This is a genomic window from Mesorhizobium salmacidum (SeqCode) (assembly GCF_037179605.1).
GTDB classification, from domain to species: Bacteria; Pseudomonadota; Alphaproteobacteria; order Rhizobiales; family Rhizobiaceae; genus Mesorhizobium; species Mesorhizobium salmacidum.
On record NZ_JAPYKS010000006.1, the window covers coordinates 1 to 14,645 of the forward strand.

The following is a 14,645-nucleotide window of genomic DNA, read 5'->3' on the forward strand; positions in this document are numbered from 1 at the left end:
GCACTGCCGCCGGAGGCCTCGATCGCCGGGCCCATGCGGCTGTAGAGCAATTCGGCGCGGTGGGTGTCGATAAGGTTCATCGCGCCCTTGATGATGCCGTTGGTCTCGAGGAAGTCCTCCTCGCACTGGGCGATGATGTCGACAATCGCATTGCCGATGCAAAGCACGTCATAATCCGGCATCAATGTCTCCGCCAAAAACCCGAGCCGGCTTCTCGCCATGCCCGCGCGGGTCTACAGCATGACCCTGAAAACTGGCAACCGATTTTCTGTCGTTGCCGGCATAGCGGCGAGGCCCGTCCTTTGCCGAAGAAGCCCGCGACTGCGCGCCTGCATGACAGTTCTGCAGTTGGTTTTCGTTGTACCCAGGCGTTACGACAATTCGATCGTGGCCGAAGCATTTCGCCGTGACGTTGCCTAAAAGGGCTTGTTCAATCCCGATCCGAAGGCGGCAAGCCCATGTTTGCAAAGAGCGATACGACCACCGACCTGGCGTTGCTCGGCGTGCTGGCGGTGCTGTGGGGCGCGTCCTACACCTTCATCAAGATCGGCGTCGAGACCATCCCGCCCATCACCTTCATCGCCGCCCGCACCCTGATCGCGGGCGCCATCCTGTTCGCCATCATCCGCTGGCGCGGGCTTGCCATGCCGGGCGACGCGGCAAGCTGGCGCCGCTTCGCCTTCCAGGCCTGCCTCAACAGCGTCGTCCCGTTCACGCTGATCGCCGCCGCCGAGCGTTCGGTCGACGCCGGCCTTGCCACCATCCTCAACGCCACCTCGCCGATCTTCACCTTCCTGCTGACCGCGCTCATCACCCGCCATGAGCCGGTGACGGCGCGCAAGCTGGTCGGCGTCGGCGCAGGCATTGCCGGCATCTGCCTGATCGTCGGCACGCAGGCGCTTGGCGGCATCGGCCACCAGCTCTGGGCACAGCTAGCCATCGTCGCGGCGACCGTGTGCTATGCGGGCGCCGCGATCTTCGGCCGTGGCTTCAAGGGCCTCGATCCGATGCTTCCCGCCGCCGGTTCGATGCTGTGTGGCGCCGTCATGCTGGTGCCGCTCAGCCTGGCGGTCGACCAGCCGTGGACGCTGGCGCCTTCGGCGGCTTCCATCCTCGCTTTGCTCGGCCTGTCCGTGTTTTCGACGGCACTGGCTTTCGTCATCTATTTCCGTCTGATCCACACGCTGGGGTCGGTCGGCACGACGTCTCAGGCCTATCTGCGCGTGCCGATCGGCGTCGGCATCGGTGCCGTGTTCCTCGGTGAAAGCCTGGGCCCCACGGCCTGGCTCGGCATGGGTTTTGTCGTTGTCGGCGTGGCTGCCATGACCATACCGGTCCGCAAGCCAGGCTTTGCCCGATAGGCAGATCTTTGGAGCATACGATGGCCGGCAACGGCCCGCGCTTGTGCTCGCGGGCCGCACTGCCTATCTCGGGAACGTCCTGCCTTGTGGCTGTGTCCGCTGACCTTGGGGTGAAGCACGGTGATTTTCGACGCTGCCCGCACCGCGGCCCTGGAGTTGCTCTCGCCTCCGTTTCGCTCCGTGTTCATCAAGACGCTTGGCCTGACCCTGCTGGCGCTGGTCGCCCTGTGGTTCGGCCTGACCAGCCTTGTCGAATGGCTGGCCCTGCCGTGGCTCCAGACATCGTTGCCCGGCATACCGTCCTGGGCCGGGTGGCTGGGCGGACTAATCGCCGCCATCGCGTTGGCCTTCGGCATGGCGCTGCTGGTCGCGCCGGTCACGGCCGTCATCGCCGGCCTGTTCCTCGACGATGTCGCCGAAGTGGTCGAGCGCACCGACTACCCCGGCGACCCGGCCGGACGCGCCATGCCGGCATTGCGATCGCTGGTGCTGGCGATAAAATTCTTTGGCGTCGTCATCCTGGGCAACATCGTCGCCTTGCTGCTTCTGCTGGTGCCGGGCATCAACATCGCCGCCTTCTTCATCGTCAACGGCTACCTGCTCGGACGCGAATTCTTCGAATTCGCCGCCATGCGCTTTCGCCCGGAGGAAGATGCGAGGGCCCTGCGCAGGCGGTATGCCGGCACGGTGTTTCTCTCCGGGCTGGTTATCGCGGCCTTCCTCGCCGTGCCGCTGCTCAACCTGCTGACGCCGCTCTTCGCCGCCGCCATGATGGTGCATCTGCACAAGGCGGTCTCGGCACGGGAAGCGGCCCGTCCCGCACGCGGTTGAGCCTTCAGCGCAAGAGAAAGCCGCGCCCCAGCTCGTCGTCCGGTTCGACAATGAATTCGGCTCGTCCGGAATAATAGGCGCGGCCGCCGACGCGGGCGACAATCGCTTCGTGCGGGCCGGCCTTCTCCGTTCGCGCCACGGCCCCGGAAAAGCGCGAGCCGGCGATGCTTTCGAAAATGCGCATCTGCCCGATGGCGATCTCGCCCTTGGCGTGCATGGCTGCCAGCCGGGCGGTGACGCCGGAACCGGTCGGCGAACGGTCGACCTCCGCCTCGGCGAAGACGCAGACATTCCTGGTGACTTCCCCGGAAAAGGCGTCCTTTCCATCGGTCAGGATGGTGCCATAGAGGAAGGCAAGGTCATCATGATCGGGATGCGACAGCGGAAACACGGCCTTGAGCCGGTTCGTCAGCGCGGTTGCCGCGTCGACGAAATCGCGTACGCGATCGCGGCCGAACTCCAGCCCGAACTGATGACAGTCGGCCAGTGCGTAAAAGGCGCCGCCATAGGCGACATCGAAACCGATCTTGCCATATTCCGTCAGCTCGATCTGTTGATCGCCAGCAAACAGGAAGGCCGGCACGCTCTCGAACGACACCGAACCGGCCTTGCCGTCGCTGACCGCGACCGAGGCGACGACCAGGCCGCACGGCGCCTCGATGTTCACGGTGGTGAACGGCTCCTGTTTCGCCACCAGCCCTTGATCGATCGCGTAGCGGCCAAGCGCGACGATGGCGTGGCCGCACATGGTCGAATAACCTTCATTGTGCATGAACAGCACGGCGAGGTCGGCGCCGGGCAAATCGGGCTCGACCAGCAGGGCGCCATACATGTCGTAATGGCCGCGCGGTTCGAAGATCAGCAGTTTGCGCAAATGATCGAGATGATCGCGCACATAGGCGCGCTTCTCCAGGATGGTGCCCTTGGGAATACTGGGATAGCCGCCCGTGACGATTCGAAGCGGCTCGCCGCCCGTATGCATGTCGACGACAGTAAGGTTCATCCGGGCCCGTCCTAGCCCTGGGGTTGGCCGTACAGCGCCTGCAGCTTGCCGAACGGCATGGCGGCGCGGGTGAAGCCGAACGTGCCGTCCTGCTGGATTTCGCGCGCCGCCGTCTCCAGCATGCCGTAGGCGAAATTGGTCAGCCACGGCCCAAGCGAGATTCGTTTCGCGCCGGCCACGGCTAGGTCGGCCATGGTAAAGCCGGGCCTCGCCATGACATTGACCGGCTTGCCGACCGCCGAGCAGATCGTGCGCACCATCTCGACGTCGCCGACGCCCGGCGCATAGAGCACGTCGGCGCCGGCCTTTTCGAAAGCCTGCAGCCGCTTGATCGTGTCGTCGAGGTCGGACTTGCCCCAGAGGAAATTCTCGGCTCGCGCCGTGAACACGAAATCGCGCTTCAGCGCCCGCGCCGCCTCCACCGCGGCGGCGACACGTTCGACCGCGTGCGAAAATTCATAGATGGGCTTGTCCGGATCGCCGGTGTGGTCCTCGATCGAGCAGCCGGCAAGCCCGGCGGCTTCCGCCGCGAAAATGGTCTCGGCGGCCTGTTCGGGGCTGTCGCCCTTGCCCTTCTCGAGATCGGCCGAAACCGGCAGTTCGGTCGCGGCCGTCACCTCGCGGCAATGATGGATCATCTGGTCGAAGCTCACGGCCCCGTCCGGCAGGCCGCGCGAAAAGGCAAAGCCGGCGCTGGTCGTGGCCAGCGCCTTGAAGCCGAAGGAGCCAAGCAGCTTCGTCGTGCCCGGATCCCAGGGATTGGGCATGACGAAGGTCGAGGCATGCAGGTCGCGAAAAATCTTGCCCTTGTCCATGAATGCTCCCCCATGACGAGTGTCGGGGCGGATGCTACCGCGCTGTTCGTGGCCGGGCAAACGAATGCGGTTGGTTCAGAAGCGTTTCTCGTTGTCTGCTGCCAATTTCTCGAAAGCGTCGGAATCGGCGACATAGCGCGCCGTTTTCTTGTCCCAGCGGTAGGTTACGGAAATGTCGTTCGAGACGGCCTTCTGGGCCGGTTCGTCGCAAGTCTCTTCGCCAGGCACTGTCTTGTCGGTTATCGTCGCCTTGATCGCTGCGTAGGGCGAGCCATCGCTCAAAGCCTGGAAGGTCAGGTCCTGGGAGCGCCGGTAGGAACAGACATTTTCGTCGAACGTGTTGATGAGGTCGATCAGCTCAAAACGGTCGTCTCGCACCAGGATAAGCGGCGTCGACATGTAGCCCTGGTTCGAATTGAAATGCGTGCTGGAGATCATCAGCGCATCGTCACTGGCGCCGAGCGAAAGTTTGCCGGGGTGGCGAAAGAAGGTGAAACGGTCGGTCGCCACATTGACGGCATCGAGCAGCTTCGGTTTGCCGGTGAGGTCATAAAGCGCCAGCACCGCATAGCCCTCCGTGCTGTCGGGCGACTCGCCGAGGTCGAACAGCATGGCCAGCCGGTCCTTGCCGCCGGCTTTGATGCCAAGCACGCCGGCGCTGAAAACGCTCGGTGCGTCTGGTGGCGAGCTGTCATTGTCGGGACCGGCAATGTGCCGCATCTCGATCGGCGAGGAGCCGACATAATAATCGCCCTTCGCCGTCAGATCCGGAACGACCATCCTGATGAGATCGGCATAGGTCGTATCGGCGTGGCCGGCGATGGGTTTGCCGAGGTCCGGGCTGGCGGCATCCTGGGCGCCGGCCGCGCCGCACAGCAATGGCAGCAACAGGCAGGCAAGGACGAGCCGATGCAAAAATCCTGACATGCTTGATATCGTCCCCTCACCCCAAGCGCCGCGAAGCTAACATGACTTGCCGGGCCGCGCAGCTACAGCATGTCGCGGCGAATAGGATTCGCCCGACCTGCTGTAAGCTTCTGATTTTATGCATGTCGTCATCCCGGCCTACACGGCCGGCGAATCAGTGGATCGGCACCAGCCCGGCGAGTTCGCGCACATCATCGAACAGGATACCGCCGGCCTGGATCAGGCCGTCGCGGTCGGTATAGGGGTCGCCATGATAGGAAAACACCCGCATGCCTGCGGCGATGCCGGCCTGTGTGCCGGCGACGCTGTCCTCGATGACGATGCAGTCGGCGGGCGCGAAGCCCATGGTCCTGGCGGCGTGCAGGAACAGGTCGGGGAACGGCTTGCCGCGCGATACCATGGTGGCGCTGAACATGGCATGTTCGAACAGCGGCAACAGCCCGGTCTGGCCAAGGGTTATGTGCATCTTGGAGATCCTTGCCGAGGTGGCGACGCAATAGGCGATGCCGGCCGCGCGGACCGCCTCGATGAACTCCCGGACATAAGGGATCGCCTCGACGCCATGGCGAACAGATCCGGCAGGCCGGCATTCCAGCGCTCGACGAAATCGGCGCCGAGCCTGACGTTGGTCGTCTCTTCGATCTCTTTCTGCACTGACACCATGCTGCGGCCGGAGAAGTTCTTGCGGCAATATTCGAAGGTCGCGGGATAGCCGGTCGCGCTTAGCCATTCGGCAAGGCGCCGGTTGGCGAGGTTCTCGGTATCGACCAGGATCCCGTCGCAGTCGAAGATGACGAGCTTTGGCAGCGGCCGTGTTTCAGTCATATTGGATCAGTCTACGCGACAAATCGGTTCGATATGCCGAAACACAGCCATGCATCAGGCGGTGCCGGTCGATCCGAATCCGCCCGAGCCGCGCGCCGTGCCGCCGGCCAGCGAACGCTCTTCCACCGCCACCTGCGTCACGGCGGCGAAAACGATTTGGGCGATCCGCATGCCGCGCGTCACGGCGAAGTCCTCGTCGCCGAGATTGACCAGCAGCACCTTCACTTCGCCGCGATAGTCGCTGTCGACCGTGCCCGGTGAATTGAGGACGGTAAGGCCATGTTTGAAGGCAAGGCCGGAGCGTGGTCGCACCTGGCCTTCCATGCCCTCGGGAATTTCCAGGATCAGCCCGGTCGGCACCAAGGCGCGTTTGCCCGGCAGGATCAGAAGCGGCCGGTCTTCGGGCACCGCCGCGCGCAAATCCATGCCGGCGGCACCGGCGCTTTCATAAGCGGGAAGCGGAAGACCCTCACCATGCGGCAACCTGACGAAGCCGACGGTCGGACCGATGACGGAAGGTGTTTGAAGGGCTGCGCGCATAAAATCGATCCTATCGGCGCGATTGCCGATTCGGTCAACTCGACCGCAGGGCTATCAACGGCTTTCTTTCGGGCATCACTGTGGCCTGACGACGGTTCAACGCACTTCCATCGGAACCACCGTCGTCTCCTTGATCTCCTCCATGACGAAGGAGGCGGAAACATCCGACAAGGCCACCTTGGCGATCAGCCGCTGGTAGAGCCGGTCATAGGCTTTCACGTCGGCGACGCGGGCGCGCAGCACATAGTCGAGATCGCCGGACATGCGGTAGACGCCGATGATCTCGGGCAAGCCCGCCACCGCGGCGCGGAATTTCTGCAGCCAGTCCGGGTCGTGGTTGGATGTGCGGATCAGGATGAACACCGAAAGGCCAAGTCCGAGCTTCTCGGCATCGACCAGCGCCACGCGGCCGGTGATGACGCCAGCTTCCTCCAGCCGCTTGACGCGCCGCCAGCAGGCATTGCGCGACAAGGCCGCCCGCTCCGACAACTGGTCGACCGACAAGGTGCCGTCGCGTTGCAGTTCGGCGAGCAATTTCCGATCAATTTCGTCGATTGCCAGTGTCATGTGGGATATTTGTCCCATGAAGTCGCAAAATACAAGGATATTTTGGGACCAATGAACCGGTGAGGCGTGTCAGGATACTCATATCGGAACGCAAGCGCTGAAGGGGAACCAGCATGTCGGTCGCAAGGATTTTCACCGCTCATCCGGCCAAGGTCGGCGAAACCTATTTCGGCCATATGGCCTTCGCCGCATGGTTTTCGTCGCGCCTGCTGATGGCGGCGGCAGCAGCATTTGTTCACGCTTTCTTGCCATTTCTCTTTGAGACTACCGCCAGCCGAATCATTCGCGAGCTCTACGAGCGGACGCACAACAGAGGCACACACGCGATCAACGAGCCCGCTGCTCTTCCGGATCGCGCCTAAAGGAAGACGGAAGCGATGTGCCGGTGGGCGGCCTATCTCGGTGAAGCGGTCTTTCTCGAAGACATCCTCACGGCGCCCTGTCACTCGCTGATCGCCCAGAGCCACTGCGCCCAGGAAGCGAAGTCGCCGACCAATGGCGATGGTTTCGGCCTTGCCTGGTACGGCGACCGGCCGGAGCCCGGTCTCTACCGCGACATCCTGCCAGCGTGGTCCGATCCCAACCTGAAGAGCCTGTGCCGGCAGATCAAATCCGGCCTGTTTCTCGCCCATGTGCGCGCCTCGACCGGCGGCGCCACCAGCCGCATGAATTGCCATCCGTTCATCTCCGGCCGCTGGTCGTTCATGCACAACGGCCAGATCGGCGGTTTTGAGAGGATTCGCCGCGCGCTGGAGAACTCGCTGTCCGACGCCGTCTTCGACCAGCGCGAAGGCACCACCGATTCCGAACTGTTTTTTCTCCTCATGATCGACGAAGGATTGGCCGCTGATCCGCAAGGCGCCGTCTCGCGCGCCACCTCCCGCGTGCTCGAAGCCTCGCGCCGCGCTGGTCTCGAGCCGGCGCTGAAATTGACCGCCGCCTTCTCCGACGGGACAGGCGCTGTATGCGGTACGCTATGCCACTGACGTCCAGGCGCCGACGCTCTACACGTCCATCTTCCGCAAGGGCGCTGGCCGCAGCATCGTTTCCGAACCCTTCGATCGAGAGGGCGGCGACTGGCAGGCGATCCCGCCATCGAGCTTCGTCACCATGACAAGGGACGGCATCGACATTCGTCCGTTCGCTCCGGTCGCGGCGAAGCTGGCGCTGGTTGGGTAAGTCTTCTTCGCCGATGTCTCAAATCGGCAATGCTGGCAGGACAGAGGGGGGCGCCGTAGAGTGCCGACCTCAACGCAATCCCAATCAAGCGCCCACCTCCAATGAATGCTCAACTCCGCTTGAAGCCGCGCCGCTATCCGCCATTTGATGAGGCAGGCGGCAAGCAAGCCGGAGCCTTGATCATGAACCTTGCCTTTTCCACAGCCACCGATCTCGCCGCCGCCATCGCCGCGCGCAAGATCTCCGCCGTCGAAGCGCTCGACGCCCACTTCGCGCAGATCGACAGGCACAATCCTGCCGTCAACGCTGTCATCTCGCTCGACAGGGAAGGGGCTCGCGAGCGTGCCGGGAAGGCCGACGCGGCACTGGCGCGCGGTGCCACACCTGGGCCGCTGCACGGCGTCCCCTTCACGCTGAAGGACATGCACGAGACATCTGGGATGAAAACCACGGTAGGCTTCCCGCCCTTCGCCAACTATGTGGCGAAAGAGGACAGCCCGGTCGTTAACAGGTTGAAGGCAGCCGGCGGTGTGCTGATGGCCAAGACCAATGTCGCCACCATGCTCTCCGACTGGCAATCGGACAATCCGCTGTTCGGCCGCACCAGCAATCCCTGGAATCTCCAGCGCACCTCGGGCGGATCCAGCGGCGGCGCCGCTGCCGCCGTCTGCACAGGCATGACACCGTTCGACATCGGCACCGACATGCAGGACTCGATCCGCCTTCCCGCGGCGTTCTGCGGCGTCTACGGCCTGAAGCCGACGGAACATCGCGTTTCGCTGGCCGGCGCCTTTCCGGATCCAGGCGGTGCGGCGCGAAGCGTGCGGCTGATGTCCTGTCTCGGCCCACTGGCGCGCAGCATCGACGATTTGGCGTTGATCTATCGGATCATCGCCGGCCCGGACGACCGCGACACCGACCTTGCGCCGGTGCCGGTCGAGGCCATGCCGAAGCTCGACCTCCAAACTTTGCGCATCGCTTTCGCGCCCTCCTTTCCCGGGTTCCCAGTGGCCGGCGGCATCAGTGCAGCGGTCGAAAATCTCGCAAGACGACTGCAAGACGCCGGCGCCATCATCGAGGAAGCGAAACTGCCCAAGCTCGACCTGCACGACGATCTCGCCCAGGGCGGCGCGCTGATCGGCATGATGATGGAGGCGGCGCAGCAGGAACCGCCGGAGGAGCCGGCATCGGTCTCGCGCTGGTTTGAGGCACTGGCCCGCCGCGACAAATCCATTCTCGCCTGGGACCGTTTTTTCGAGGATTGGGACGCGCTGCTCTGCCCGGTCGCCATGACCACGGCATTCCCGCATTGTGCGCCGGGCACTGCGATCAAAATCGACGGCAAGGACCAGAGCTACTGGATGTTGCCGGCCTACGGAGCCGTCTTCAACTACAGCGGCCACCCGGCGCTTTCGATACCTTGCGGGCAGGACAGCGACGGCCTGCCGATCGGCCTGCAGCTTGTCGGCGGACGCTGGTCGGAGGCGCGGCTGCTCGCCATGGGCAAGGGGATGGCGCCCTTGACCGGCGGCTTCAGTCGTCCGCCCGGCTATTGAGCGAAGCGCGACAGTCCGTAAGGCGCCAGCAGCGGGTCGCGCTCGCCGCCAAGGATTTCGCGCGTGGCGAACAGGCCGACGACCGGCGCCAGCGTGATGCCGGAATGCATGACCGCGATGTAGACGCCATCCATGCCCTCGGCGCGGCCGATGATCGGAAAGCCGTCGATCGGTGTCGGCCGGTAGCCGACCGTGTGGAAATCCAGCTCAAGTCCGTCGCTGTCGCGCAACATGGCTTTCGTGGCCGCGAACAACGCGCTGGCGGTGGCTTTGGCATCCATCCCCGGATCGGCGCCGCCGAAGTCCGAGCCGGCGATGATACGGCCTTCCGCCGTCTGGCGCATGTGCAGCCGCTCGGCCAGCACCAGCCCGTTGAGCAGCTTCTTGTATGGCCGCGAATGGACGATCAGGCCGGGCGGGGTCTCGATCGGCAGGTTGATGCCGGCGGTCGCGGCAATGTCCGGCGAGCCGACGCCTGCCGCGATCACCACCTCGTCGGCGGCAATCAGCCCATGCGATGTGCCCACGCCGGTTATCCTGCCATTGGTCTGGATCAGCGCCATGACCGTACTGGAACGGATGCGCGCGCCGCGCTGTTCGGCATCGGCCAGCAGGGCCTTGGTGGCTGCGACCGGCTCGGCAACACCTTCTTCGGCGACATGCAAAGCGAAATCCGGCGGTTCGGCGAGATTCGGCTCGATACGCGCCGCGCTGGCACGATCGACGCGCTCGATGCCGTAGCCCCAGGCTGAATGCTCCGCGGCATAGGTTTCCATATCCGCCGCCGAAAGATCCCAGCACAGGCCGCCGCACCAGTTGAGCGGCAGGCCGGGCAGGTCTCTCGCCAACCGAGACCATTCGGCCATGGCGCGGCTGCGCAGCCGGAAATAAGGCTCCGGATTGCCCCAGCTGGCATTGATCCAGGCAAAGGAATTGGGCGTCGCGACACCCCCGGCCTCGCTGTCGGCGACGACCGTTACTTGGGCGCCCGCTTTGGTCAGGTGCCAGGCAATCGACGCACCGATGATGCCCAAGCCGATGACGATCACTTGTTTGCCGGCGCTCATGTTCGCTCCTGATCCAAGGGTGACATGTCATCCAAGTGCCATCCTGTCCGCCGTTTGCCAACATCGAATGCCGTAAAAAGGCAGCTTGACATAAATACGTACGTACGTATTATATGGCCATGGCTAGGCAATCACTCCGCGAAAAACTCCTCGATGCCGGTTTCCAGACCATCTGGGGCTCGGGCTATGCCGCCGCCGGCGTGCGCGACATCGTCGCCGCGGCTGACGCCCGGCCGGGCTCCTTCACAAACCATTTTGCCTCCAAGGAGCAATTTGTTGGCGAAGTGGTCGACCGCTATTTCGCCTACGTCAGCGGACTGGTCGAAACAGCGCTGGCGCAGGATGGGACCCCGCCTGTCGGCAGGCTGCGCCGTTATCTCGATCTCATCACCTCGAAGCTTGAGGCGCATGATTGGGCGCGCGGCTGCATGATCGGCAATCTCAGTCTTGAGACCGCCGTGCACAGCGAACCGCTGCGCCTGCGGCTGGTCGCTATCTTCGAGCGCTGGCGTCAGCCCTTCGCGGCCTGCATCGCCGAAGGCCAGGCGACCGGTGACATCACGAGAGCCTTCGACGCCGAGGACCTTGCCGACTTCCTGCTGTCGTCCTGGCAAGGCGCCATGCTGCGTATGAAGGTCGAGCGTAGCCCCGAGCCGCTCGAGCGGTTCAAGAAGATCATCTTCAGCACAGTCTTTGGAAAGGAGCCGATCCCATGACTTCGAAAGCCGACCTGCCTCAGGCGGGCCTCGCCGCACCGAGACGTTCGCAAATCGCCGTCCTCGATTCGACCATGTCCTTTGTCGAGGCCGGCGCGTCCGGTCCGACCGTGCTGTTCCTGCATGGCAATCCGACCTCGTCGCATATCTGGCGCAACATCATCCCGCACGTGGCGCCGTTCGGGCGCTGCATCGCGCCCGACCTGATCGGCTATGGCCAATCCGGCAAGCCCGATATCGACTATCGCTTCTTCGACCATGTCCGCTACCTCGACGCCTTTCTCGACGCGCTCGACATCAGGGACATGGTTCTGGTCGCCCAGGATTGGGGTACTGCCCTGGCCTTCCATCTTGCGGCGCGGTGGCCGCGCCGCGTTCTCGGCCTCGCCTTCATGGAGTTCATCCGGCCCTTCGAGCGTTGGGAGGACTTTCACCAGCGTCCGCAAGCTCGCGAAATGTTCAAGGCGTTGCGTACACCCGATATCGGCGAGAAGCTGGTCCTGGAAGACAATGTCTTCGTCGAAAAATTGCTGCCGGCCTCGGTGCTGCGCACAATGAGCGACGAAGAGATGGCCGTCTACCGGGCGCCGTTCCCGACGCCGCGATCGCGCAGGCCGGTGCTGCGTCTGCCCCGGGAATTGCCGATCGAGGGCCAGCCCGCCGACGTCGCCGCCATCAGGGAACACGACCATCGGGCGCTGCGGCTGTCCACCTATCCGAAATTGCTGTTCGCCGGCGATCCAGGCGCGCTTATCTCACCGCAGGCCGCACGCGAATTCGCGGCCAACTTGAAGAACTGCCGTTTCATCGATCTCGGGCCTGGCGCGCACTACCTGCAGGAGGATCATGCCGACACGATCGGCAGCGCCATTGCCGGCTGGCTTCCGGGGGTCGTTCAGGCGGGCCGCATGAACGAACCCGCCTGAAGCAAGCCATGCAACCGGCGGCGTTCACGCCGCCGGACCGGTCGACAGCCCGGCGCTGCGCTGCTAGAAGCCCGGCCTGTCACACGGAAATCCCAAGAGAATGCCCGAAATTATTCCAGAGGAAGTAGCGCGCCGCCGCACTTTCGCGATCATCGCCCACCCCGACGCGGGCAAGACGACGCTGACCGAAAAGCTGCTGCTGTTCGGCGGCGCCATCCAGCTTGCCGGCGAGGTCAAGGCCAAGAAGGACCGCATCCAGACGCGTTCCGACTGGATGAAGATCGAGCGCGAGCGCGGCATTTCTGTCGTCACCTCGGTGATGACGTTCGAATATGAGGACAACGTCTTCAACCTGCTCGACACGCCGGGCCACGAGGATTTCGCCGACGACACCTATCGCACGCTGTCGGCGGTCGACTCAGCCGTCATGGTCATTGACGCCGCCAAGGGCATCGAGCCGCGCACGCTGAAGCTGTTCGAGGTCTGCAGGCTGCGCGACATCCCGATCATCACCTTCGTCAACAAGATGGACCGTGAAAGCCGCGATCCGTTCGAGATTTTGGACGAGATCGAGCAGAAGTTGGCGCTGGACACCGCGCCCATCACCTGGCCGATCGGCCGTGGCAAGACTTTTTCCGGCACCTATCACCTGGCGCTGAACGCCGTGCGCAAGGGCGACGACGAGAAGGAACGCACGCCGGTCAAGGGTCCCGATTCCAACCGCGTTGCCGGCCTGCTGCCGGAAAACGAGCGCGAGGCTTTCATCGAGGAACTGGAGCTCGCGCGCGAAGCCTGCCGCCCGCTCGACATCGACGCTTTTCGCGAGGGCCATCTGACGCCGGTCTATTTCGGCTCGGCGCTGCGCAATTATGGCGTGCGCGACCTGATCGAGGCGCTTGGCGCCTTTGGTCCGCCACCGCGCGCGCAGGAGGCCGACACCCGCACCATCGAGGCGACGGAGGAGAAAATGACCTCCTTCGTCTTCAAGATCCAGGCCAACATGGATCCCAACCACCGCGACCGCATCGCCTTCGTGCGCGTCTGCTCGGGCAAGCTCGAGCGCGGCATGAAGGCCAAGCTGGTGCGCACGGGAAAGCCGATGAGCCTCTCGGCGCCGCAATTCTTCTTCGCCCGTACCCGTGTCACCGCCGACGAAGCCTTCGCCGGCGATGTCGTCGGCATCCCCAACCACGGCACGCTGCGCATCGGCGACACGCTGACCGAGGGCGAGGAAATCCTGTTTCGCGGCGTGCCGAATTTCGCCCCGGAAATCCTGCGTCGTGTCCGCCTCGGCGACGCGATGAAAGCGAAAAAACTCAAGGAAGCGCTGCACCAGATGGCCGAGGAAGGCGTCGTTCAGCTGTTCTCGCCAGAGGACGGCTCACCGGCCATCGTCGGCGTCGTCGGCGCACTGCAGCTCGATGTGCTGAAAGAGCGTCTGAATTTCGAATACACGCTGCCCGTCGAATTCGAAATGTCGCGCTTTTCGGTCTGCCGCTGGATCTCGGCCGATGACAAGGCCGAGGTGCTTCGCTTCATCGAGGCGCATCGCGGCGACATCGCCCGCGACCTCGACAACGACCCGGTGTTCTTGGCCCAGCACGCCTTCTCGCTGAACTACGAAGCCGAGCGCTGGAAAGCGATCCGCTTCGCCACGATCAAGGATTATCAGGTTCGCGACAAAGCGGCGTGATTCTAGTGAGTAGTGAGTAGTGATCCATTACTCACTACTCACTTACGATCACCCTTTCGCCGCCGCCTCCAATTTGGCGATATCGATCTTGCCCATCTGCATCATCGCTGACATCACCCGGCCGGCCTTGGCCCTGTCAGGGTCCTGAAGCAGTCGCGGCAATTGCTCCGGCACGACCTGCCAGGAAACGCCGAACTTGTCCTTCAGCCAGCTGCATCGGCCGGGTTCGCCGCCGCCTTCGGTGAGTTTGCTCCAGAAATGATCGACCTCGTCCTGCGTCTTGCAGTCGATCGAGAGGGACATGGCCTCCGTGAACTTGTATTGCGGGCCGCCATTGAGCGCCTGGAACTGCACGCCGTCGAGCTCGAACGATGCCACCAGCACTTTGCCTTCCGAAGCATGGCCCTGCGGCCAGCGCGTGACGCTCAGCACCTTCGAATTCTTGAAGATGGATACGTAATGGTTCATGGCCTCTTCGGCCTGGTCGTCGAACCACAGGAAGGTGGTGATCTTTTGCATGTCGTGCTCCTCGGTTGCTTCTTGCTGCCACAATGAAACGGCTGGCTCCCGGAATGGCGCCATTTATTGCCGTCCGCCCAAGGACGGCCATGAGACGCCCGATCCGACAATGGCATCGAA

General features: G+C 63.7%; 15 protein-coding genes and 2 pseudogenes. 8 read left to right on the forward strand and 9 right to left on the reverse strand.

What is annotated here, in order from left to right:
* A pseudogene (locus O7A60_RS09760) lies at positions 1-182 on the reverse strand (adenosine kinase); the annotation flags it as partial.
* Between the two features lie 276 nt (positions 183-458).
* On the opposite strand from O7A60_RS09760, the gene O7A60_RS09765 reads away from it, so the two are divergent.
* Together O7A60_RS09765 and O7A60_RS09770 are read left to right on the forward strand one after the other, a co-directional pair.
* The gene (locus tag O7A60_RS09765; RefSeq protein WP_337106064.1) at positions 459-1,361 is read left to right on the forward strand and encodes an EamA family transporter; all 903 of its coding nucleotides are present in this window, start codon (positions 459-461) and stop codon (positions 1,359-1,361) included.
* 120 nt (positions 1,362-1,481) lie between these two features.
* The gene (locus O7A60_RS09770) at positions 1,482-2,192 is read left to right on the forward strand and encodes a sulfate transporter family protein (RefSeq protein WP_337106065.1); all 711 of its coding nucleotides are present in this window, start codon (positions 1,482-1,484) and stop codon (positions 2,190-2,192) included.
* 4 nt (positions 2,193-2,196) lie between these two features.
* Here O7A60_RS09770 and O7A60_RS09775 read toward each other — a convergent pair whose 3' ends face one another.
* The 6 genes from O7A60_RS09775 to O7A60_RS09800 all read right to left on the reverse strand — a co-directional run bounded on the left by O7A60_RS09775 (position 2,197) and on the right by O7A60_RS09800 (position 6,869).
* Complete coding sequence (locus tag O7A60_RS09775) at positions 2,197-3,195, reverse strand: proline racemase family protein (protein WP_337106067.1); 999 nt, start codon at positions 3,193-3,195, stop codon at positions 2,197-2,199.
* A gap of 11 nt (positions 3,196-3,206) precedes the next feature.
* Positions 3,207-4,010: an isocitrate lyase/PEP mutase family protein gene (locus tag O7A60_RS09780; RefSeq protein ID WP_337106068.1), complete on the reverse strand. Its 804-nt coding sequence runs from the start codon at positions 4,008-4,010 to the stop codon at positions 3,207-3,209.
* Positions 4,011-4,085: 75 nt separating this feature from the next.
* Positions 4,086-4,937, reverse strand: coding sequence for a hypothetical protein (locus tag O7A60_RS09785; RefSeq protein WP_337106069.1), 852 nt, complete (start codon positions 4,935-4,937; stop codon positions 4,086-4,088).
* Positions 4,938-5,091: 154 nt separating this feature from the next.
* The gene (locus O7A60_RS09790) at positions 5,092-5,667 is read right to left on the reverse strand and encodes an HAD family hydrolase (protein ID WP_337106070.1); all 576 of its coding nucleotides are present in this window, start codon (positions 5,665-5,667) and stop codon (positions 5,092-5,094) included.
* A gap of 149 nt (positions 5,668-5,816) precedes the next feature.
* Positions 5,817-6,302 carry a dUTP diphosphatase gene (gene dut / locus O7A60_RS09795; RefSeq protein ID WP_140760788.1) on the reverse strand — a complete coding sequence of 162 codons (486 nt, stop codon included), beginning with the start codon at positions 6,300-6,302 and terminating at the stop codon, positions 5,817-5,819.
* 96 nt (positions 6,303-6,398) lie between these two features.
* Complete coding sequence (locus O7A60_RS09800; protein WP_337106072.1) at positions 6,399-6,869, reverse strand: Lrp/AsnC family transcriptional regulator; 471 nt, start codon at positions 6,867-6,869, stop codon at positions 6,399-6,401.
* Positions 6,870-6,982: 113 nt separating this feature from the next.
* Between O7A60_RS09800 and O7A60_RS09805 the strand changes: the two genes are divergently transcribed.
* The 3 genes and pseudogenes from O7A60_RS09805 to O7A60_RS09815 all read left to right on the forward strand — a co-directional run bounded on the left by O7A60_RS09805 (position 6,983) and on the right by O7A60_RS09815 (position 9,604).
* Positions 6,983-7,231 (forward strand): DUF6356 family protein, encoded by a 249-nt coding sequence (locus tag O7A60_RS09805; RefSeq protein ID WP_337106073.1) that lies wholly within the window; start codon positions 6,983-6,985, stop codon positions 7,229-7,231.
* A gap of 15 nt (positions 7,232-7,246) precedes the next feature.
* A pseudogene (locus O7A60_RS09810) lies at positions 7,247-8,048 on the forward strand (class II glutamine amidotransferase).
* Positions 8,049-8,230: 182 nt separating this feature from the next.
* Entirely contained in the window at positions 8,231-9,604 is a 1,374-nt protein-coding gene (locus tag O7A60_RS09815; protein WP_337106074.1) for an amidase, read from the forward strand.
* Here the strand turns inward: O7A60_RS09815 and O7A60_RS09820 are convergent.
* Positions 9,598-10,671, reverse strand: a complete 1,074-nt coding sequence (locus O7A60_RS09820) for an NAD(P)/FAD-dependent oxidoreductase (protein WP_337106076.1) — start codon at positions 10,669-10,671, stop codon at positions 9,598-9,600. The genes O7A60_RS09815 and O7A60_RS09820 overlap by 7 nt on opposite strands.
* A 119-nt stretch (positions 10,672-10,790) precedes the next feature.
* On the opposite strand from O7A60_RS09820, the gene O7A60_RS09825 reads away from it, so the two are divergent.
* The 3 genes from O7A60_RS09825 (at position 10,791) to O7A60_RS09835 (ending at position 14,006) form a co-directional block, all read left to right on the forward strand.
* Positions 10,791-11,387, forward strand: a complete 597-nt coding sequence (locus O7A60_RS09825; protein ID WP_337106077.1) for a TetR/AcrR family transcriptional regulator — start codon at positions 10,791-10,793, stop codon at positions 11,385-11,387.
* On the forward strand, positions 11,384-12,313 hold the full coding sequence (locus tag O7A60_RS09830) for a haloalkane dehalogenase (RefSeq protein ID WP_337106078.1): 930 nt from the start codon (positions 11,384-11,386) through the stop codon (positions 12,311-12,313). The genes O7A60_RS09825 and O7A60_RS09830 overlap by 4 nt, the downstream gene beginning before the upstream one ends.
* Positions 12,314-12,413: 100 nt before the next feature.
* Positions 12,414-14,006, forward strand: coding sequence for a peptide chain release factor 3 (locus tag O7A60_RS09835; protein WP_337106079.1), 1,593 nt, complete (start codon positions 12,414-12,416; stop codon positions 14,004-14,006).
* Positions 14,007-14,054: 48 nt separating this feature from the next.
* Here the strand turns inward: O7A60_RS09835 and O7A60_RS09840 are convergent, their stop codons facing one another.
* Entirely contained in the window at positions 14,055-14,525 is a 471-nt protein-coding gene (locus O7A60_RS09840) for a VOC family protein (RefSeq protein WP_027142181.1), read from the reverse strand.
* Between the last annotated feature and the right edge of the window lie 120 nt (positions 14,526-14,645).

What these genes read in the sequence shown, in the direction of transcription:
- O7A60_RS09765 (WP_337106064.1), top strand. Translation starts at nt 459, where the DNA reads ATGTTTGCAAAGAGCGATACGACCACCGACCTGGCGTTGCTCGGCGTG.
- O7A60_RS09775 (WP_337106067.1), bottom strand. Translation starts at nt 3,195, where the DNA reads ATGAACCTTACTGTCGTCGACATGCATACGGGCGGCGAGCCGCTTCGA.
- O7A60_RS09780 (WP_337106068.1), bottom strand. Translation starts at nt 4,010, where the DNA reads ATGGACAAGGGCAAGATTTTTCGCGACCTGCATGCCTCGACCTTCGTC.
- O7A60_RS09785 (WP_337106069.1), bottom strand. Translation starts at nt 4,937, where the DNA reads ATGTCAGGATTTTTGCATCGGCTCGTCCTTGCCTGCCTGTTGCTGCCA.
- O7A60_RS09790 (WP_337106070.1), bottom strand. Translation starts at nt 5,667, where the DNA reads ATGGCTAAGCGCGACCGGCTATCCCGCGACCTTCGAATATTGCCGCAA.
- dut (WP_140760788.1), bottom strand. Translation starts at nt 6,302, where the DNA reads ATGCGCGCAGCCCTTCAAACACCTTCCGTCATCGGTCCGACCGTCGGC.
- O7A60_RS09800 (WP_337106072.1), bottom strand. Translation starts at nt 6,869, where the DNA reads ATGACACTGGCAATCGACGAAATTGATCGGAAATTGCTCGCCGAACTG.
- O7A60_RS09805 (WP_337106073.1), top strand. Translation starts at nt 6,983, where the DNA reads ATGTCGGTCGCAAGGATTTTCACCGCTCATCCGGCCAAGGTCGGCGAA.
- O7A60_RS09815 (WP_337106074.1), top strand. Translation starts at nt 8,231, where the DNA reads ATGAACCTTGCCTTTTCCACAGCCACCGATCTCGCCGCCGCCATCGCC.
- O7A60_RS09820 (WP_337106076.1), bottom strand. Translation starts at nt 10,671, where the DNA reads ATGAGCGCCGGCAAACAAGTGATCGTCATCGGCTTGGGCATCATCGGT.
- O7A60_RS09825 (WP_337106077.1), top strand. Translation starts at nt 10,791, where the DNA reads ATGGCTAGGCAATCACTCCGCGAAAAACTCCTCGATGCCGGTTTCCAG.
- O7A60_RS09830 (WP_337106078.1), top strand. Translation starts at nt 11,384, where the DNA reads ATGACTTCGAAAGCCGACCTGCCTCAGGCGGGCCTCGCCGCACCGAGA.
- O7A60_RS09835 (WP_337106079.1), top strand. Translation starts at nt 12,414, where the DNA reads ATGCCCGAAATTATTCCAGAGGAAGTAGCGCGCCGCCGCACTTTCGCG.
- O7A60_RS09840 (WP_027142181.1), bottom strand. Translation starts at nt 14,525, where the DNA reads ATGCAAAAGATCACCACCTTCCTGTGGTTCGACGACCAGGCCGAAGAG.